This window comes from Desulfonatronospira thiodismutans ASO3-1, from assembly GCF_000174435.1.
Classification (GTDB): Bacteria; Desulfobacterota; Desulfovibrionia; order Desulfovibrionales; family Desulfonatronovibrionaceae; genus Desulfonatronospira; species Desulfonatronospira thiodismutans.
The window spans coordinates 267,979-285,288 of record NZ_ACJN02000001.1; the positions used below are offsets into that span (position 1 = coordinate 267,979).

The 17,310-nt window shown below is 50.0% G+C and carries 22 protein-coding genes; 4 read left to right on the forward strand and 18 right to left on the reverse strand.

The annotated features are described in order from the left end of the window. Positions 1-16: 16 nt before the first annotated feature. A complete protein-coding gene (locus DTHIO_RS01240) occupies positions 17-1,021 on the reverse strand; it encodes an Lcl C-terminal domain-containing protein (protein WP_008868540.1) in 1,005 nt (334 codons plus the stop codon). Between the two features lie 508 nt (positions 1,022-1,529). Here DTHIO_RS01240 and DTHIO_RS01245 point away from each other — a divergent pair. Continuing rightward, entirely contained in the window at positions 1,530-3,254 is a 1,725-nt protein-coding gene (locus tag DTHIO_RS01245) for an ATP-binding protein (protein WP_008868541.1), read from the forward strand. A gap of 283 nt (positions 3,255-3,537) precedes the next feature. Then, positions 3,538-3,789, forward strand: coding sequence for a ribbon-helix-helix protein, CopG family (locus DTHIO_RS01250; protein WP_008868542.1), 252 nt, complete (start codon positions 3,538-3,540; stop codon positions 3,787-3,789). A gap of 74 nt (positions 3,790-3,863) precedes the next feature. On the opposite strand, the gene DTHIO_RS20250 is transcribed toward DTHIO_RS01250, so the two are convergent. Both DTHIO_RS20250 and DTHIO_RS01260 read right to left on the reverse strand, forming a co-directional pair. Then, on the reverse strand, positions 3,864-4,160 hold the full coding sequence (locus DTHIO_RS20250; protein WP_083803898.1) for a HEPN domain-containing protein: 297 nt from the start codon (positions 4,158-4,160) through the stop codon (positions 3,864-3,866). Beyond that, a complete protein-coding gene (locus DTHIO_RS01260) occupies positions 4,157-4,474 on the reverse strand; it encodes a nucleotidyltransferase domain-containing protein (RefSeq protein WP_008868543.1) in 318 nt (105 codons plus the stop codon). The genes DTHIO_RS20250 and DTHIO_RS01260 overlap by 4 nt, the downstream gene beginning before the upstream one ends. Positions 4,475-5,330: 856 nt before the next feature. Here DTHIO_RS01260 and DTHIO_RS01265 point away from each other — a divergent pair. Further along, positions 5,331-6,455 carry a metallophosphoesterase gene (locus tag DTHIO_RS01265; RefSeq protein WP_008868544.1) on the forward strand — a complete coding sequence of 375 codons (1,125 nt, stop codon included), beginning with the start codon at positions 5,331-5,333 and terminating at the stop codon, positions 6,453-6,455. Positions 6,456-6,896: 441 nt separating this feature from the next. Here DTHIO_RS01265 and DTHIO_RS01270 read toward each other — a convergent pair whose 3' ends face one another. The 5 genes from DTHIO_RS01270 to DTHIO_RS01285 all read right to left on the reverse strand — a co-directional run bounded on the left by DTHIO_RS01270 (position 6,897) and on the right by DTHIO_RS01285 (position 9,833). Then, positions 6,897-7,607, reverse strand: coding sequence for a TVP38/TMEM64 family protein (locus DTHIO_RS01270; RefSeq protein WP_161598610.1), 711 nt, complete (start codon positions 7,605-7,607; stop codon positions 6,897-6,899). A gap of 58 nt (positions 7,608-7,665) precedes the next feature. Then, the gene (locus DTHIO_RS01275; RefSeq protein ID WP_008868546.1) at positions 7,666-7,950 is read right to left on the reverse strand and encodes a nucleotidyl transferase AbiEii/AbiGii toxin family protein; all 285 of its coding nucleotides are present in this window, start codon (positions 7,948-7,950) and stop codon (positions 7,666-7,668) included. Then, complete coding sequence (locus DTHIO_RS01280) at positions 7,947-8,678, reverse strand: type IV toxin-antitoxin system AbiEi family antitoxin domain-containing protein (RefSeq protein WP_008868547.1); 732 nt, start codon at positions 8,676-8,678, stop codon at positions 7,947-7,949. The genes DTHIO_RS01275 and DTHIO_RS01280 overlap by 4 nt, the downstream gene beginning before the upstream one ends. Before the next feature lie 188 nt (positions 8,679-8,866). Further along, complete coding sequence (locus DTHIO_RS20905) at positions 8,867-9,040, reverse strand: glycosyltransferase family 1 protein (RefSeq protein ID WP_008868548.1); 174 nt, start codon at positions 9,038-9,040, stop codon at positions 8,867-8,869. A gap of 259 nt (positions 9,041-9,299) precedes the next feature. Then, the gene (locus DTHIO_RS01285; RefSeq protein ID WP_083803899.1) at positions 9,300-9,833 is read right to left on the reverse strand and encodes a glycosyltransferase; all 534 of its coding nucleotides are present in this window, start codon (positions 9,831-9,833) and stop codon (positions 9,300-9,302) included. A gap of 24 nt (positions 9,834-9,857) precedes the next feature. On the opposite strand from DTHIO_RS01285, the gene DTHIO_RS01290 reads away from it, so the two are divergent. Further along, positions 9,858-10,199, forward strand: coding sequence for a glycosyltransferase (locus DTHIO_RS01290; protein ID WP_208596357.1), 342 nt, complete (start codon positions 9,858-9,860; stop codon positions 10,197-10,199). On the opposite strand, the gene DTHIO_RS01295 is transcribed toward DTHIO_RS01290, so the two are convergent. The 10 genes from DTHIO_RS01295 to DTHIO_RS01340 all read right to left on the reverse strand — a co-directional run bounded on the left by DTHIO_RS01295 (position 10,196) and on the right by DTHIO_RS01340 (position 17,134). Continuing rightward, positions 10,196-11,359 (reverse strand): Fic family protein, encoded by a 1,164-nt coding sequence (locus DTHIO_RS01295; RefSeq protein WP_008868550.1) that lies wholly within the window; start codon positions 11,357-11,359, stop codon positions 10,196-10,198. The genes DTHIO_RS01290 and DTHIO_RS01295 overlap by 4 nt on opposite strands. Positions 11,360-12,495: 1,136 nt before the next feature. Continuing rightward, the gene (locus tag DTHIO_RS01305) at positions 12,496-12,726 is read right to left on the reverse strand and encodes a hypothetical protein (RefSeq protein ID WP_008868551.1); all 231 of its coding nucleotides are present in this window, start codon (positions 12,724-12,726) and stop codon (positions 12,496-12,498) included. After that, a complete protein-coding gene (locus tag DTHIO_RS22840; protein ID WP_008868552.1) occupies positions 12,710-12,991 on the reverse strand; it encodes a BrnT family toxin in 282 nt (93 codons plus the stop codon). The genes DTHIO_RS01305 and DTHIO_RS22840 overlap by 17 nt, the downstream gene beginning before the upstream one ends. 149 nt (positions 12,992-13,140) lie before the next feature. Further along, the gene (locus DTHIO_RS01315) at positions 13,141-13,632 is read right to left on the reverse strand and encodes a hypothetical protein (protein ID WP_008868553.1); all 492 of its coding nucleotides are present in this window, start codon (positions 13,630-13,632) and stop codon (positions 13,141-13,143) included. A gap of 545 nt (positions 13,633-14,177) precedes the next feature. After that, the gene (locus DTHIO_RS01320) at positions 14,178-14,603 is read right to left on the reverse strand and encodes a PIN domain-containing protein (protein ID WP_008868554.1); all 426 of its coding nucleotides are present in this window, start codon (positions 14,601-14,603) and stop codon (positions 14,178-14,180) included. Further along, entirely contained in the window at positions 14,593-14,823 is a 231-nt protein-coding gene (locus DTHIO_RS01325; protein WP_008868555.1) for a hypothetical protein, read from the reverse strand. The genes DTHIO_RS01320 and DTHIO_RS01325 overlap by 11 nt, the downstream gene beginning before the upstream one ends. A 196-nt stretch (positions 14,824-15,019) precedes the next feature. Then, positions 15,020-15,157, reverse strand: coding sequence for a hypothetical protein (locus tag DTHIO_RS21770; protein ID WP_008868556.1), 138 nt, complete (start codon positions 15,155-15,157; stop codon positions 15,020-15,022). A gap of 14 nt (positions 15,158-15,171) precedes the next feature. Next, on the reverse strand, positions 15,172-15,495 hold the full coding sequence (locus DTHIO_RS01330; protein ID WP_008868557.1) for an ArsR/SmtB family transcription factor: 324 nt from the start codon (positions 15,493-15,495) through the stop codon (positions 15,172-15,174). A gap of 74 nt (positions 15,496-15,569) precedes the next feature. After that, positions 15,570-16,508 (reverse strand): nickel/cobalt transporter, encoded by a 939-nt coding sequence (locus DTHIO_RS01335; protein WP_008868558.1) that lies wholly within the window; start codon positions 16,506-16,508, stop codon positions 15,570-15,572. Continuing rightward, positions 16,505-17,134 (reverse strand): DUF1007 family protein, encoded by a 630-nt coding sequence (locus DTHIO_RS01340; RefSeq protein ID WP_008868559.1) that lies wholly within the window; start codon positions 17,132-17,134, stop codon positions 16,505-16,507. Before DTHIO_RS01340 ends, DTHIO_RS01335 begins: the two co-directional genes overlap by 4 nt. Between the last annotated feature and the right edge of the window lie 176 nt (positions 17,135-17,310).

Consider the following 17,310-nt stretch of genomic DNA (forward strand, 5'->3'; position numbering starts at 1 on the left):
GCAGGCTATGGAAACCCTACCCCCTGTCCAGACTGCGCACCGGCCAGACATAAAATCCGGAGTCCGGCTTGAAGCCCACCCCCACAGCCCCTTTCTTCAGGTATAAGGCGTAAGCCCAGTCCGGCTCAAAAAAACTGGTGGTTGAAGACCAGTACCCGTCCAGCAGATCCGTAAACGGATGTTCCTCAGGCAGGGCCGGTGAATGGGCGGAGGCATCCACCAGGGATTCCAGTTCGTTGATATTGGGCAGCCGCCACTCACTGTCCCCTTTTAATTGTTGTACAGTATCCAGAGCCTGTTGCCAGCTTACGGCCCTGCCTGCAGATTCTCCCGGATCAAGCCAGATCAATCCCGTCAGGTGATCCGTTATCTCCCGGCCCTGCCTGCTGAAGCGCGGCACAGGCCAGGGCTGCCCGGCTGATATATCCGGGTCCTGCCCGGTCCCGGCGCATTCTATCACCTCTCCCCGGGTGTTAAAGCACTCTGTCTGCCCGGTGCAGGGAATGTGCCGGGAGTTGCCCCGCACCGGCCAGGCCAGGTAGCGCTGCTCTTTGCCACCGTAAAACATCCTTGCCCCTTCCAGATGCACATACCAGGCATATGCCGGGGCCAGGGCCGAAGAGGTGGAAGTCCAGTACCACCCCAGGAATACATCAGTAAAAGGATGGCCTGCCGGAAGGGCCGGCTTTCTTTGTCCGTGGGAAATAACGGAACGTATCTCTCTTCTGTTGGGTAGTCTCCAGTCATTGTATCCGTCAAAGCCCTCCCTGTTCATCTCCTTTACTTCATCCAGGGCCTGCTGCCAGGTCAGGGGAAAATCAAAAAAATTGGCCTTGAGGGTCCATTCAAGGTTGGTCAGTTCATCGCGTACACGGTTCTTGCTTAATGAAACAAACCTGGAAGATGGCCACGCAACCCCGAGTCTAAAGGCCGCGTCCTGTCCGGTGCCATGGCAGGGTATTTCCCTGCCGTAAACATCATAACATTTTCCCAGGCCGGTCCGAATTATATTCAAAGTCATTTATTCTCCTGTACTTTATGAAGTCTGAACCATGCCTTACGCGATACGCCACTATTTTATTATATCTGCCAAATACGGCGGTTGGCAAGCTCTCAACAGACAGACAATCAATGTGTCCCGCTGACAATCTTCCAAAGCGCAGGCCCCGGGAAACCCAAGGAAAAGCCGGCATCACTTCCTTTAAATGTAACCCTTCAAGGAGGAGGTATGCCAATTTGCCTGTCTGCCAGGCGGGTAAAGCCTTGCTGGGAATCTTTATTCTTCAAAACCGTGTGTGCGGAGCACCCGTGTGTAGCCTGAAGGCTTCCCGTGCCTAAGAAGATTTTTTTGGCACGGGCAACTTCGTTGCTCACGGGCGGCTTTGCCGCTCACGGTTGGGGAGTAACGCCTGAAGTCTATTCTCGGTGGCGATTGCTGGCACCCCCTGAATGGTTACCTTTAAATTTGTGCTTTACCCTGAAGCAGCATGAGCCTATACATATAACAATCTTTTCAAACGACTTTCAAGATGAAGGCTTATTTCATATCCATGGAACACACCAGCAATAACCAGAACTCTGCTGTGAAGCAGCAACCCCGGCTCAGCAGGCTGAACCCCGCCAACTGGAGCTTGCAGAACAAGTTTATGCTGGGCTCGGCTGTAATCATGCTCATGTGCTGCCTCGTGGCGGCCATTGCCATTTATTACCATCAAAAAAAGGAACTGGAAGCCCAGGCCCTGGCCCGGTCCGAACTGGTCATGGCCGGGGTGGAAGCCAGCAGGAAGTATGTCCGTGAAGAACTGCGGCCCAGAATGTATGAACTCATGGGGGAGGATCATTTCGTACGCGAGGCCATGTCCACCTCCTACGTGGGCCGTGCGGTCATGGACAGATTCGCCCCGGAACTGCCGGGGGTGCGCTACCGCAGGGTGGCCTTGAATGCCCGCAACCCCGAGTACGAAGCCAATATTATTGAACAGGACATGATCGACTATTTCCGTAAAAACCCTGAAGCAGAAGAGTGGCAGGGCATTGTTGATCATGACGGATACGCCCATTTTCAGCGTTTCAAGCCGGTTGTATTTGAGAGCGAATGTCTGCATTGCCATGGTCGGCCTGAGGATGCTCCCAGAGAACTACTGGAAATGTACGGCTCAGAACATGGCTTCGGTCGGAGTCCAGGGGAGATTGCCGGTGTAGTTTCCATTGACATGCCGGTGCAGGAAGCCCTTTCCCAGGTAAAGGAGAGGGCGGTTTCAGTTTTTGTGGTGGTCTTTGTAGCCCTGTCCCTGATATTTGCAGCCATGGGGATACTTTTCAACCGCATAGTGATAACCAGCCTGCGTGGTCTGCTGAAGGACTTTCAGGAAGCAACAGGAACCCAGCCCGGAGATCACGGCCGGGACGAACTGGGCAGGCTGGGTGCCGGATTTGACAGCATAATGCAGGAACTTCACGATTCCCGGTCCAAACTGCAGAACTGGAACAGGACCCTGGAGGAGGAGATCGCCAGGGTCAGACAGGACCTGGAAAACACCCAGGAACGCCTGGTGCACAATGAAAAACTGGCTGCCCTGGGCAGGCTTACCGCCAACATCACCCACGCCATCCGCAATCCCCTGACCGCCATGGGCGGATTTGCCAGGCGGCTGGAAAAGACCGCCCAGAAGGACAAAGAACGCGAGTACGCTGGAATTATACTAAAGGAAATGCGCCGTCTGGAAGAGATCCTGAACGATATAGTGGTCTTTTCCCAGGACAGGTGCTGCACGGACTTTGAACTGCACAATCCCCGGGAGGTCCTCCAGGAATATCTGGAAGAACACCGGGACCAGATCACCGGACAACATATTGAAGTCCTTTTTGATATTGCACCAGACCTCCCCCGGATTCTCATGGACCGGAAAAAAATCCATCTGATCCTGGACAACCTCATCAGCAATTCCATGCACGCCATGCCTCAGGGAGGTCAAATCCACATCACCGCCGGCAGCTCCAGGGCACAAAATGGTCAGGACCTGGTGAAAATAAGCCTGACCGATACCGGCCCCGGCCTGCCTGAGCAGGTCCTGGCAGTACTCTTTGAGCCCTTCACCACCACCAAGGACCACTCTCTGGGCACCGGCCTGGGCCTGCCCCTGTGCAAAAAAATCATGGAGGAACATGATGGTTGGATAGAAGGCGAAAACCTCCCGGACAAAGGCGCGGCCTTTTATCTATATTTTCCATTGCCCCCGGAAAACCAGGCCTGAGCATATACCAGAAAAGCTGGCTTTGCAGAGGTATATCTGCAATTTTCCCTTGTGTTTTGCACAATCCTTTTTCTGTGCTTACGCCGATAATCGGCATCAAGTCACAAGCAAAAAAGCTGGAACAGTTCCAGTGCCAAACGCTGCACCCCCGCCATAACTCAAGATTTCCTTTTTTATGACAGGGTTTCAATGGTAAGTCTGATAGCGCCTTGACATACTCCAACCCCTGCAATACAACACGTATTGCAGAATAGACATTTCGCCAGCGGGAGGGATTAATACCATGACGTTAAGCGTTCGGCTGGACGAAAACACCAGGCACAAACTGCAAAAGACAGCTGAAGCTCTGCGTGTTACCAGGACCGAAGTAGTTCGCAGGTCGCTTCAAGAATACTGTGAAAGAACTCTCAAAGAAATCGAGCAAAGCCCCTACGAACTGATCAAAGATCTGGCCGGATCTGCAGCCAGCGGGCAAGGCGATCTTTCTACCCGGGGAGAGGAAATTATGCGCAGGCGCTTTGGGAGAAACCAATGATTCTGATGGATACTGGACCGCTGGTGGCCTTTTTTGATCGTTCCGATGCCTGTCACCACAACTGCCTGGACATTCTAAAAGAGGTTAAGGGCCCCCTGATTTCTGTCTGGCCGGTTCTTACAGAAGCCTTTTTTTATTCCTGTCTTGACATATTCGCGATCAAAATAAGATATAACTCCACTATGCTTTGACAACTTGACCTTGTTTTGTGTTATAAGAACCTGCAATGCATAAAACATAGCATAATAGGATCTGTTCAAAGCTCCACGGCAATATCCAGAATCAATCAGAATTCTAGCCTCTGAAAGTGTTTCTTCAGCTTGTTGCAAACGATACCTGCAAAGTTCCATAATGTTTTTATCATTGATCATGCAGCTATTCCTTCAGTGCGAATAGTTTCCACCAATGGACTCGATGAGACCGGTCCTTCTTCAAAATTCCTTTCCGATACAACAATTGTAGAAACATGCACATCGCAGTCAAAACCAATTTCCCAGGCCATATCACTGACAGCAAGACGATCATCCGGATGAACCTCTGGAAGAACCACACATATATCCAGGTCTGATTCCTTGGTTGCAGTACCTCTGGCATGAGAACCAAAGAGCCAGACACGGGCCTGAGGATATTTATTGCGTACTTTTTCTGCTAATTTCATCAATATTGATGTACCATCACCTTGCATAAATCCTCTACTTGTACAGAGCACTAAACGTGTAAAAAGACAGCTTATTTGCCCTGTAATATATTGAAATATACTTCAGGACAGGGCTTCACTGCATCCCCACTGTAACCATTCAGGGGGAGCCAGCAATCGCCACCGGGAATAGACTTGAAGCGTACCCCCCAGCCGTGAGCGGCAGAGCCGCCAGCCTGTCCCGTGAAACACCCAGCACTCACTTTAATAATTTCGGTTTCATCACAAGCAAACAAATGGAAAAGTGAGTGCTGGGTCAGCGTAGCTGGTTTCACTGGGATGTGCAACGAAGTTGCCAGCCTGCCCCGTTGAATAGCTCAACGAGCTAGCCCGCAGGGCATTCAACTGGGGTGCCAAAAAAATCTTCTTAGGCACGGGAAGCCTTCAGGCTTCACACAAATTGGCATACCTCCCCCCTGAAGAGTTACTCCCCACTGATCTGTTGACTGACTGACCGAAATCTGTTTTCAGCATGTTTGCGCCTTAATTGATGCGCATTAAAAAAACAGTCAATTAAAAATTCAGGAACAAAGCAATTATATAACTCTTTGATTTTACTGGTTCCCGTCACCTGTCTCCTGACTCCTGCAACTGAAAAAAGGGCTTTTTGTAGTCGCGTCTTAATTCCTGGCAAGGATTAAGGACGATCCAGACAGAGCCTCCCTTGCCCCCACCACCTCTCACAATTTTTTCCTGCTATCTCAACAATTCTTCACTGAGGCAATGGCATGTTAGCTGCTTAAGCGTCAAAATTCAATCCCCAATTGTCCTTGCTATGTGTAGCTGATCAAAGTAAAGGACTTGATCACCCTAAATCTTCAGTCTTTGCAGCACGAACCAAACTATGCTTTTCATCCTGGCCTTTTTCCTGGTCTACCTGGGCATGCACTGCTTCACCTGGGCGCGCTTCGCCGCGCAGTTCGAATTCTCTTCAAGAGTCAGGCGCGGTGGCTTCCGGCTTTGCCTGCTACTGGCGCTCAGCCCCATAGCCGCCCATCTCATCCCCTTGTCCTGGCCCGAACCACTGGTATATCTTATATGGCAGATTGTCTTTACCTGGCTGGGAGTGATATTTTACCTCTTTTTGCTCCAGCTTGCCCTTTTTGTTCTGCAGCTTATGGTCTGGCCTGTAAGGGTCAGGATCAGCCCCGGGCTTTCCCGGGCAGCAGCCTTTGCAATCATCACCGTAACCATTCTAACCGTGGGCTGGGGATTTATGGAGGCAGCAGGTCCGGTGCGGGTAACAGAGTACGAAATATCTTCGCCAAAAATTGGCAATGATCTGCGGGTAGTCTTTCTGTCGGACACCCATCTGGGGGTGCAGAAGTCCATGCAGCGGGTCAAGGACCTCAAAAGCCTTGTCCATGATCAGGACCCGGACCTGATCATCCTGGGCGGGGATATATTAAACGACCACCTGGAATGGCTGCAGGAAGAAGCCCGCATCATGCAGGGCATGCAGGCCGGCCTTGGCAAGTACGCAGTCCTTGGCAACCACGAATTTTATGCCGGAGCGGATGATTCCAGGGACTTTTTTGCCAGGGCCGGGTTCACCCTGCTGGAGGACGAGACAGAAAAGCTCTCAGAGACAAATATAGAAATCATCGGGGTCAGCGACCCGGCACCCCACGGGAGATTCAGGCAGCACCAGGAAAACGTCACTAAGCAATTGACCAGAAGGCTGGACCCGGACAAATACAACATCCTGGTCAGTCACCGTCCCTGGGGATTCGAAATCGCCCGGGACGCCGGGGTGGACCTGCACCTGGCCGGGCATACCCACAAGGGGCAAATTTTTCCTTTCCGCTTCTTTGTCCGGCTCAAGTACGATCACGTCTACGGCATTCGCCGTTCAAACGACTCATCCCTGATAGTCACCAGCGGGGCCGGCAGCTGGGGTCCGCCCATCCGCGTCCTGGCCCCGCCGGAAATCGTCCTGGTAAAAATAAGCCCCGGCGTATCTGTTTAGCGCTTTGCATGTGGCATGGGGACTGGCTCTTCCGGGACCCACTTGTCCCAAAAAATGAGATATTTTAAGCACAAAATGATGCTCAAGTGGGTCCCGGAGTGCCTGTCCCCTGCTTTCCTTAAAAGCGCTAAACAGATACGCCCCGGCAGTGAATACTGGCGCAAGGCACCCTGAATGGTCACCAGCAAGAGAGGCAATGCTCATGCCAAAATCATCAAGAACTTTTTACCGGAAGGGATTTACACTTTTTGCAGAAAAGCTGGCACAAAAGAGGAAATATACCCACTGCAGCCAGGGTAACCATTCAGGGGGGCAGGTACCGGCCAGGGGGACAGTCCCCGCGACACTTGTCCTGCACAAATACACAAATTACAGACGCAAAATTTTGTGAAGCTGCACAATCATTACTTAGCGGGGGACAGTCCCCCTTGCCTTGTGCCATTAGTCACCACCGAGTACCCCCTGAATGGTTACAGCCAGGGAAAGCATAACTCCGGTGCTCATTAAACACGACATTGCGTCAATCTGTGCAAGACGGCTGCCGGCATTGGCGAAAATAAATATACCGGGCAGAAATCCAGCCAGGCTGACCAGGAAGAAGGTCTTGACCCTCATATCAGTGAAGGCAAAAACAGAATTTATTACAAAAGAGGGTGCCACTTCGATGATTCTGAGCATAAAAAGAAAACCAGTACCGTATTCCTGCATGCCCTTTTCTATGTATCCGGTATAACTTTCAAATCTACTGCGGACATAATCTTTGAGGGCATATCGGCTCATCAAGAAAACCACTGTCACCCCGCACCCCACTGCAAGGGCTGCAAGCAGGGATCCCAGCCATACGCCGAAAACAGCTCCTCCGGCAATCGTCAGCACTCCGGTTCCAGGTATGGACACCACGGCAAAAACAAAGCGCAGGAGCACAAATAGCAGAATGGAAGCCAGAAAGTATTCGCTGCTGAGAGCTTCTATGGTTTTTTGATTGGCCTGGAGCCACTCCAGGTCAAAAGGCAGGCCCTTGAATATAAAAAAGAGGTTCCCAGCCAGCAATACAGCCAGCAAGGCCAGTATGATGATTTTGTTCTGCTTGCCTTCATGGTGCACCGATAAAACGTAACCATTCACGGGATCCTCGGTAGTGATTACTGGCACCAGGCCCGGGGACTGTCCCGCACTTATTTTTCCAACGCCGACAGCTGAAAATGGTTCTTCAAAAAATAAGTGCGGGACTGTCCCCATGGCCGGTATCTGCCCCCTGAATGGTTACAAGCGCCAGATCCACATCTTCAGAAAACCTGTCGATAATCCCATATACCTTTGACAAGGATGTTCCGCCCTTGAAGACAACACTCTCCTTGACCGGTGATGTAAATACATTTTTCAAGGCATACGTTGCCCAGTAGTCTTTTTCGATATACACTGCACGCATGGCATACTTCCAGGCGCTGGCCCTGACCACATCGACAAACAGGTCCTTGTCCTCATGCAGTCTCATGATATGGACCACTCTGCCTTGTTCGGCAGCACATCAGCGCTGACCCCGATCTTGTATGCAGTGGAGGGATTCAGGCGTGACTTCAGCTGCATTGCCAGGTCGTCCCTTCCAATATCTTGCAATATGGCACCCAACAGGGCTTTTACCCGAGGCCCATACTTTTTCGCCAACAGAAAAACACGCTCCCTATCCTTGTCAGAATAGTCAGCCAGGATTGCGATCATCTTTTTCACCGCTTCATCAATATCCACATCCGGCACCTTCCTTATCCGGCTCATGGCATCCAGGAGCTGCAGCTTGGGGATATCGCCTTGCTGTATGGTCTTTACTCTGCTCTGGATAAAACGAATGGACAAACCTTCCAGTTCGACCCCCCTGCGATTTCTGGGAGTGGCGATGGTGACGGTATTGGCGACCTGCGTGGTTATCCCCAGGGCGCGAAAAGCGTCCGGACCGGAAAGATACCCTGTCAAGCGGCCGTCTTCAAACATGAACTGCCTGAGTATTTCCGACTCTTGCAAGGCTAACGGCCCAAACCGCCCATGTTCGGGCTTGTAAAAGACCCCAGGCCTTTGCCGAACCAACACCCCTTTCCGCACCAGGCGTTCCATGCCCTTGGCAACCGCGCTGGGACAGGCATCATGCAAGTCCGACAAGTTCCTGTAGGTAATGATTTTTCCTGGCGCAACCCTGTCAATTTTTTTCTGGATTGACTGCTGTATGCTCATATAATTCACCTACGACCAAGGAAAACTTCTGTCAAGTTTATACATGCAAAAACATGACAAAAAAATATGTAACCCATTGGTATTTTTAATGCGGGCCGTGCCCGCAAGCCAAATAGGAAAAAGTATTTTTTTGCAATCATTTTTTACACATTGCGTCAAGCGCGAAGAGTGAAGATGATTTTCCTGTTTCACCCTTGTCTTTTCTTTTCCAGTACCTGCTGGAACAAATCCTCATATTCCCGGACCATCCGCTCCAGGGTAAACATCTGCTCCACTTTGTCCCGGTTGTATTCGCCTATTTCCCTCGCTTCGCAACTGTGGGTTTCGGCCAGGGTGTTAATCCTTTCGGCAAAGGCATCCACATCGCCAAATGGACAGAGATAGCCTTATTGAACATGATTGATGAATTCCTTCACACTTCGCATCAAGCGCAAAATGTAAACATTATCTTCACATATCGCGTCAAGCGCGAAGTGTAAAGATGATGCCGATCGAAACTTCCATATAGAAACTGGCTGCCCTATCCACGGTGAAGTCCTTGGCCTTGATGAGGACATTGGGCAGGCCAGCCCAAAAATCGGGTTGTGGCATTGATAAGATTTACCTCAAAGATGATGGGGGTTATATTTTGCCAAGTAGGGTGTCCATATACTGCTTTGCGGCATTTTCAACGATGAAATCCTCGGCCCAGGCCTTGGGCATTTTGGGGGGCACATGAAAAGTACCGTTGAGGGTGCGCAGCATGGCCTGGGCCAGGGCTGTGGGGTTGTCCACCGGTACGAGTTGGCCGTGTTTGACGCCTTCCAGGATCTCCGCCGAGCAGCCGGGGCAGTCCGTGGCCACGATCTGGGTGCCGCAGGCCAGGGCCTCGATGAGTACAGTGGGCAGCCCTTCATGCCGGGAAGGCAGGGCCAGCAGCGTTGCCTCGCGCATCCAGGGCAGGGGGTTCTCCTGGAACCCGGAAAAATGCACCCGCCCGGCCAGCCCCAGCTCCCGGGTCATGGATTCCAGCCTCGGCCTGAGCGGGCCTTCGCCCAGCAGGACCAGGTGCGCCGCGGTCTTGCCCGTGATCTGCCGGAAGGCTTCCAGGAGCAAGTCCAGCCCCTTGGCCGGGACGAACCGGCCGACAAAGACGATCCACTGCAGGCCAGTCATCCAAAAATCTGGGCAATGGAGTTTATGTCATTGGCCGCAGAAAAGAACGACGATCATCTTCACATTATCAGGGCAAAAAGCGGCGACCAGGAAGGCCTGGGCCTGGTCATTGTGGAGGCCATGGGCTGCGGATGTCCGGTAATTGCATCAGATATCCCGGCTGTTCATGACACGGTTATCCATAACCAGACCGGCATTCTGGTCCGACTGGGAGATCCGGAGGTCCTGGCCCGGACAGTAGCTGGAATACTTGATCATCCGGATCAGCGTTCGAATATGGCCAAAACAGCCATATTAAAAGTTCTGGAGAAGTTTGACCGGGATATTACGGCTGGTAAATATCTAGAACTATTTAGTAATCATTAAAACATCCCGATTTCATCATTCAGGATTTTGCAGGTTCGAATATAATGATAACGGGTGTTTCTCTGACGCCCGGTTGATTCCTTCACAATAGCCAATGATTCCAGCACGCGCAGGGCTGTCATGACCGAGGGCTGGGACAATCCGGAAAGTGCGGCAATTTTTTTGGGATTGGCCGCCTGGCGCTGGAGAATGCATTCATGCACGCGCATGACCGCCTTTGTTGATTTTCCCTGGTCAAGGATATGGCCGCGATCTTCATGATAAATCGCCATGATCCGTTCTGCCGCCGACACAGCATCACGAGCCGAGGCAATTACGCCTTGAAGAAAAAACTTCATCCAGCCTTCCCAGTCGCCCTGCATGCGCACTGCCTGCAGGCGGGCATAGTATTCCTCTCGAAACCTTTTCAAATACAGGCTGAGATAAAGACAGGGTTCATCAAGAATACCCTCCTGCATGAGCAGAAGCGGTACCAGCATCCGGCCGATTCGCCCGTTGCCGTCTAGAAAAGGATGGATGGTCTCGAATTGTACATGGGCCAATCCGGCTGTAACCAGTGTGTGCAAGCCATGGCCCCGGTCGTGAATGAACTTGTCCAGCTCACCCATGCATCTCTGGATTTCGTGCGGGGGAGTCGGGACGAATGCGGCGTTGCCGGGGCGTGTCCCCCCAATCCAGTTCTGAGTACGCTTGAACTCACCCGGCGTCTTGTCGCTGCCGCGCCCCCCGGTCAACAAAACAGCATGGATTTCCTTGATAAGCCGAGATGATACAGGAAACCGGTCTTCCAGCAACCTTTTCTTCCCGTACTCCACAGCCTTGACATAATTGCTGACCTCCAGCACGTCATCCAGAGGGACGCCTGGAATATCATCATCCTCATGAGCCAAAAGGTCGACCAGGGTGGATTGCGTACCTTCGATCTTCGAAGAAAGGACTGCTTCCTTACGCACATACTGGTACAGGAAGAGATTGTAATCCGGGGCAAGGCGCAGGTTGCTCAAACGTCCCAGAGCAAGGGCTGCGTCCGCCATAAGATTGAGGGTCTCGCCATCCATGGACAAAGGAGGAAGCGGCGGCAGCGGGTCTGGAATAAAGGCGCGGACCTTTTCTCCACCTGCTGCTGTGGAATAGTATGTTCCTGTGAGATCACGTTTCATGCGCAATCAGTATGCGCAATTTAAAAAAAAGTCAATTTTTTAAATTACACGTGCAGTTAGAAAAAAATCTTAACTTACTGTCAACAGTGTCCAAATCGCCCAGGAAGCAGGGAAAGCCTCATTGAACATGAGTGATGAGTTCCGGCAGGGAGAAGCGCTTCATGTCCAGCATGGGCAGCCAAGGCCTTTGTTGCAGATATTGGAAAAAGTTTACACATCGGGTCAAACGCGAAATGTAAACATCATCTTTACATATTGCGTCAAGCGCGAAGTGTAAAGATGTTTGTCTGTTAATCACAATGAGAATTGAGAATATTGTATACTGACCTGCGTGAAATCCCCAGACGCCCGGCTATCTCGGTCTTCTTCGCGCAGTTCATGGTACGGCGGCAGCGCTGCGGTTCTTAGTTCCTGGTTCATCGTTCTTGGTTCTGCGGCTTCGCCGCTGCTCCTGGTTAGCGAAGAACGAAGAACGAGGAACGAAGAACTAATTCGTGAGCCAGGTTGAGCCAGGTCTCTGAGACCAGCAACGTGCTGTTATACTGCTCAGGTCTCTGAGACCAGCAACGTGCAGGTCTCTGAGACCAGCAACGTGCTGTTATCATTATATTTCATCTCAAAAAAACCCATTTTTTGGGTCTTACAGACAACTTTTACCATCAAGAATGTATAGATCTATATGTAACCATTTAAAATCATTGCCATTCAATTTACAAACTCTCTATGATCAAAAACATCCCAGTTATAACCAATGGAATCTTATCCACCCTGCTCCCTGGTTATTATCAGAAAAGCCCTGTCTAAAAAGCCTCGTCTTATCAAATTCCAGCCAAGTAACCATTTTTTGGTGGGGGTTACAAGGGAAAACTTGTGGCTTTGGGTCTGGGCCAGGGTCCTTTGTCGCCAAGAGGATCTCACCCCACTCTGCTTCTGATTGATTCAGGGCAGGCAGAGCTTGGGAGAAGAGAGAAGTCATTATTTCATTCCTGCGAGTTGCAGTAATGAAAAAGGTTCTACCGCCCCAGGCGGGAGCTTGTTATTCATATCCACCGGCTCGGTGGATATGAATAACAAATCTCTTCCTCCTGCTTTACTCTGTGTCTCAGTTACATAACCCTGGCATGAGGTACGCGAGTTTAAGAGTGCTCTCCATGCCCTGCTTCGGCCCTCTTCTGCCTTTTTATGATTGCTGTCAGTCCTCGGAGAGCCTCGTTGACTGATTCATTATCCGGAAAATACTCAGCCACATCAGGATCAATAACTACGACGTTGGTTCCCTGCGCATATCTCTTGGAATATTTTCCCTGCACTCCACCAGAGAAATCGTATTCCTCCAGCATATCCGGATCGTTATTCATTCTCTTCATACCTTACCCTCTCGTTGTTTGTAGCCAATCTGGCGCTGATGATTTGTATTCGCTCCCCCCTGTCCATATGGACGATAACCAGGAGCCGCCCTTGAATTGATCGCCCAATCAGGACAAAGCGTTCCTCGTTTCCAGGATGCAAGGGATCTTCAACTGTCTGTGATAAAGGGTCGTGGAATGCCGTGCTTGCTTCGTCAAAAGACACGCCGTGCCTTTTGAGGTTCAATCGCGCCTTCTTTGAATCCCATTCGAATAATAACCCCATAACGCGCTACATCTCTCCTTTGGCAGCGCCAAATGTTGGATAGGCCATGGAACCCTGGATATGTGGTGGATCCCCTCGTTCGTTGCCATAAAAAGTCAGTTACCGGTCAAGTAATGCAAGACATATCTCGTTGTTGAGGCTCAGTCTGCTTATTCATCATCATCAAAGGCACTGTAATAATCGTCAGCAAGAGTATCATGATATCCCCATCCTATATTGGAAGAGGAAGTCATGATCGCTTTTAGTCTTTGCCTGAACTCATTTTGCTGTTCATCAGGAAGCGCAAGGACTTTATCGATTGCTCGTTTATACATCCGGTTCAGGGCGTCATAGTATTCCTGATACAGATCCCCAAAAGCCAAAGTAAATTTGTTTCCACACTCTACAAAGTAGACCATTAATTCCGCCTGGCCCAGGTCGTCTCCCAGGGCCTTGGAATAGCTGCTGATGGCTTTTTTGGCTTTTGCTACCTGAATAGGCTTGTTACTGAAAACATCAGGAGAAAGACATTCATCAATTATTTTCTTGTATGGTCCAAGCTGATCTTCACCAACACTGAGCCTGGTGTGCAAAAATGTTTTATTTTCATCCGAAAACTTATAAAGATCTGCAACCAGTTTGAGCAACTGCTTCTGGTCCATATTTACCAGCACCGCTTTTATGTCTGTCCATGATGGAGCTTTTCTTTTTTTCGCAGTCAAGCCGTTCACCTCTTCATAATCAAAATTCAGGGCCGCTAGCTTTCCAGGGGCGGACCTGCACAACTTATTCAGTAACCATTCAGGGGGCAGATACCGGCCAAGGGGACAGTCCCCGCGACACTTTTACTGCACAACGGAAAAGTACAGACGCGAAATTTTGTGATGCATCATAATCATCACTTAGCGGGGACAGTCCCCTGGCCTTGTGCCATCAGCCAACACCGAGGTCCCCCTGAATGGTTACCTTATTCATATCTCGAGAAAAAATGCCATAACAGGCTGTTTTCAATCACGCGTTTTGCTGGCCTGCCACGCGTCCTGCCACGCTCCTCGCGTGGTTATTGTTTTTTATGACAGGGTTTCAGGAGCAAGTCTAACTGCAACAACACTCACATCGCCCAGGAAGCAGCAAAAACCGCACTTTCCAAAGACCTCATCTTAACCCGGGAGTTAAAAGTCCTTGGTTTTTCGCTTTTGTTTGAACGTTAAGCAAATGGATTGATGATTTTTACGCCGCCGACTTCCGAGCCATGCTGAAGATCTTCAGAAAGAAGGAAATAGCAGCCTGATACCTGGGCTGACTGGATAATCATGGCATCCCAGAATGACATCTGATACTTTTTTACTTTTCGTGCCGCTGCAAAAACCATATTTTCATCAGGATATACAATCTCTAAAACTGAAATACAGCGCATATACTCCAGAGCCTGGTCCACTGAAAGTTTTTTAGTGATCTTGCATGTGGCAACAACAAAAAACTCCTGCATCACCTGGGTACTGATGACCCCGTTCATGTTGGCCACATACTCATTTATAACCTTTCTGGCCTTTTGGCTCTTGGCTTTTTCTCTGCCAGACGAGTCAATGGCGTATACAAAAATATTTGTATCCAGGAATGTCTTATCTTTCATGTAGTTCATCCCTGGTCCATGATCCAGTACCTATGGCAGCATCGCACTTTCGGTAGAAATCGTCCAGACTGTCGATTGCTTCCTGAACTTTGGCATCAGAATTCACAAAATCACGGAGCATTTTTCTAACAACCGCATTAAGAGAAGTATTTTTACGTCCAGCCAGACTGCGAGCCTTTTTCAAAAGTTCATCCTCGACCTTAAGAGTGATATTTGCCATGGCGACCTCCTTAAACAACAACTTAGCACATAAACTGTGCCAAGTCAACAGACCACAATCTTAACCGATGCCAGAACGCACCTTAAAACAAAATATTCCAGCACCTGCAATAAGGTCATTTAACCGAACTGGTAATTTCTTCGAACAATAAAATAAGGCCGGGCCATGCAGGCTGACCCGGCCTCAAGTCTGCTGTTCAGCTATCCTGGTTTTTGTCGGTTGTCTCTTGTTCTTTGGACTCTCCGTGACACTCCCTGATCTGCTCAGGGGTGCAGTCTTCCGGCCTGTCTTTAAGTTTTTGCGGAAACTCGCATTTCTGACAATCACATCCCATGACTTACCTCCTTATTATTTCTGGTTTGAAATTTTACTCTTCAGCTCAGGCATTCTATCCAGTGGGGCGGTTAAAAACAGTTGTGCCGATGTTTTCCACCTGTGCAGGTTTTCCATGTCTACCTCATAGTGCACATAATAACCGTGTTTTCTCCCCCGTACCAGCCCGCTGTCCCGCAGGACCCGCAAGTGCTGTGATACACTGGCGGGAGTGATTTCCAGCTCCCTGGCCAGCGCATTAACGCACAGACATTCATTTTTAAGTAGCTGCAAAATACGCACTCTGGCAGGTGTTGCCAGCACTTTGAACATATCTGCAAGTTCCTGGGGGTTGGCCATAACTGATCCTTTATCCGATCTATTTAGTATCTGCGCATGTACCTAATTAAAATCTTGGTGTCAAGGAATACTTTTTACAGTATTGGATTAAAATAAAGGGCAATGCCCAGAAGGGAGATGAGAACAGCCCCAATCATGGCCGGCAGATGATAGAGCCTGGGGCTGATAATGCTTCCGGCCGTAGTTGCTTTGGCCAGCAGATTGCGGGCGAACAGGGCGGCCAGGGCAAAGGAGGCTGTGACCAGGGTCAGGCCCGCCGCCAGAAAAACCATGGCCACCAGGCCGGCGAACATAATATCCAGGGTGATGGAGAAGAAAAGTATCAGTGCAGCACCGGGACAGGGCACCAGGCCCACGGCAAGGGCCAGGGAAAGCAGGCTTTTGTTGTCCGCCCGGGTAGAGCAGCATCCGCATTCACCGGCATTTCCGTGCAGCATGGCCCGGCCGGATTTCCAGGCCAGAAAAAGACCCACCAGAAAAATAAGCCCCGCACTTATCTTTTGCATGCGGGCCTCGGCCTGATCCAGCGGTCCCATGCCCCCGGTCTTGAAGATGAAATACACCCCCATTACCAGGATAATGGCTGAAAGTACATGCAGAAAACTCATAACGCTGCCCACCATGAGCCCCTGTTTTATCGAGGCCTTGCGGCTTAAAAAATAAGTACCCACAAAGGCCTTGCCGTGTCCCGGGCCAAGAGCGTGGACCACTCCATAGGCAAATGCCAGTCCCAGGTAGGACCAGAAGGCACTGCCCCAGGGATCTTCACGGATCTGCCGGGCATAACCCCCGGCATTCTGGCGTATTTGATGCTGCCAGGCCATTATTCTGGCCATGCTTGCCTGCCCCTTTTCTTTTACCCAGTCCGGAACAAGGTCTCCTGGTTGAAAACCTTGTTCCTTTTTTTCTTCGGGTTTTTCCGGGGGAGCCTGAAAAGGACTCTGGGCAAAGGATGTCCAGGGCGAAAAAAGTATCAGGCTTAAAAGAAGTAATGTAAATATTCGGGAGGTCATAGGGGAGATATACTCAACTTGATTGCTTCAGGGGTTATCATTCCAAAATAAAATGTCAGGGATGACTTTTTCTGGGTGGAGTAGTCGATTTCCCAGGAGGACAGATCGCCCTTGAAGCCGATGTCATCGGGCGGGAAAAATACCTGACAGAAATAGCTTTCATCGTAAACCAGAATAAAAAGTTCCTGCTTTTTCTGGTTTATTTCGATGTCAAAAGGTACAAAAAAAGAGTATATTGCAAGCCCGTCCTGAACTTTTACGGAAAAATCCTCGATTTTCGTAGCCGGAATCTTTTCATCCCCCAACATTAACAAGGTAAAAAAGTCGTAATGCTTGAGGTTTTCAAAGGTTTCCCGGTAAAGGCGATCCAGTTCCTGACTGCTTATCTCTCCTTCCTGATCAATATTGTACTGATTGATTATCCAGGAACTCTGGTACTCGTCGAATGTCCACTCCTGCCATACTCCCTTTAGTCCCTGCTCATTGAACTCGATTTCTATTTCCGTTTCCAGGAAGACATGCGGATGGGCAAGAGCCTGGCTGGCGGGTGAAACCTGCAGGCCCAGGAACAGCAGCCCTGAAACAATCAGGCAACATCTAATGTAACAGTTTATGATTGATAACATAATTTCAATAAATTAAACGATGCTTTTGATAAAAGTCAAGCTGATACTATTCCTTCAACACAGTCAAATTGTTCGAGCATTCGCAGCTTCCTTCAACCTGTTGAGACTCCTGATTCCCCTGGACTCACTGAAAGATCCAGATTGATTGTTTGAACATGAGAACTTTTGATTTTTGC

Coding starts and splice junctions, on each gene's coding strand:
- DTHIO_RS22840 (WP_008868552.1), bottom strand. CDS start 12,991: ATGGGGTTATTATTCGAATGGGATTCAAAGAAGGCGCGATTGAACCTC.
- DTHIO_RS01265 (WP_008868544.1), top strand. CDS start 5,331: ATGCTTTTCATCCTGGCCTTTTTCCTGGTCTACCTGGGCATGCACTGC.
- DTHIO_RS20250 (WP_083803898.1), bottom strand. CDS start 4,160: ATGATCAATGATAAAAACATTATGGAACTTTGCAGGTATCGTTTGCAA.
- DTHIO_RS01245 (WP_008868541.1), top strand. CDS start 1,530: ATGAAGGCTTATTTCATATCCATGGAACACACCAGCAATAACCAGAAC.
- DTHIO_RS01280 (WP_008868547.1), bottom strand. CDS start 8,678: ATGAGCATACAGCAGTCAATCCAGAAAAAAATTGACAGGGTTGCGCCA.
- DTHIO_RS01290 (WP_208596357.1), top strand. CDS start 9,858: ATGTCATTGGCCGCAGAAAAGAACGACGATCATCTTCACATTATCAGG.
- DTHIO_RS01340 (WP_008868559.1), bottom strand. CDS start 17,134: ATGTTATCAATCATAAACTGTTACATTAGATGTTGCCTGATTGTTTCA.
- DTHIO_RS01275 (WP_008868546.1), bottom strand. CDS start 7,950: ATGAGACTGCATGAGGACAAGGACCTGTTTGTCGATGTGGTCAGGGCC.
- DTHIO_RS01260 (WP_008868543.1), bottom strand. CDS start 4,474: ATGCAAGGTGATGGTACATCAATATTGATGAAATTAGCAGAAAAAGTA.
- DTHIO_RS01285 (WP_083803899.1), bottom strand. CDS start 9,833: ATGACTGGCCTGCAGTGGATCGTCTTTGTCGGCCGGTTCGTCCCGGCC.
- DTHIO_RS01295 (WP_008868550.1), bottom strand. CDS start 11,359: ATGAAACGTGATCTCACAGGAACATACTATTCCACAGCAGCAGGTGGA.
- DTHIO_RS01305 (WP_008868551.1), bottom strand. CDS start 12,726: ATGAAGAGAATGAATAACGATCCGGATATGCTGGAGGAATACGATTTC.
- DTHIO_RS01240 (WP_008868540.1), bottom strand. CDS start 1,021: ATGACTTTGAATATAATTCGGACCGGCCTGGGAAAATGTTATGATGTT.
- DTHIO_RS01315 (WP_008868553.1), bottom strand. CDS start 13,632: ATGGACCAGAAGCAGTTGCTCAAACTGGTTGCAGATCTTTATAAGTTT.
- DTHIO_RS01330 (WP_008868557.1), bottom strand. CDS start 15,495: ATGGCCAACCCCCAGGAACTTGCAGATATGTTCAAAGTGCTGGCAACA.
- DTHIO_RS01335 (WP_008868558.1), bottom strand. CDS start 16,508: ATGACCTCCCGAATATTTACATTACTTCTTTTAAGCCTGATACTTTTT.
- DTHIO_RS21770 (WP_008868556.1), bottom strand. CDS start 15,157: ATGGGATGTGATTGTCAGAAATGCGAGTTTCCGCAAAAACTTAAAGAC.
- DTHIO_RS01325 (WP_008868555.1), bottom strand. CDS start 14,823: ATGGCAAATATCACTCTTAAGGTCGAGGATGAACTTTTGAAAAAGGCT.
- DTHIO_RS01250 (WP_008868542.1), top strand. CDS start 3,538: ATGACGTTAAGCGTTCGGCTGGACGAAAACACCAGGCACAAACTGCAA.
- DTHIO_RS01320 (WP_008868554.1), bottom strand. CDS start 14,603: ATGAAAGATAAGACATTCCTGGATACAAATATTTTTGTATACGCCATT.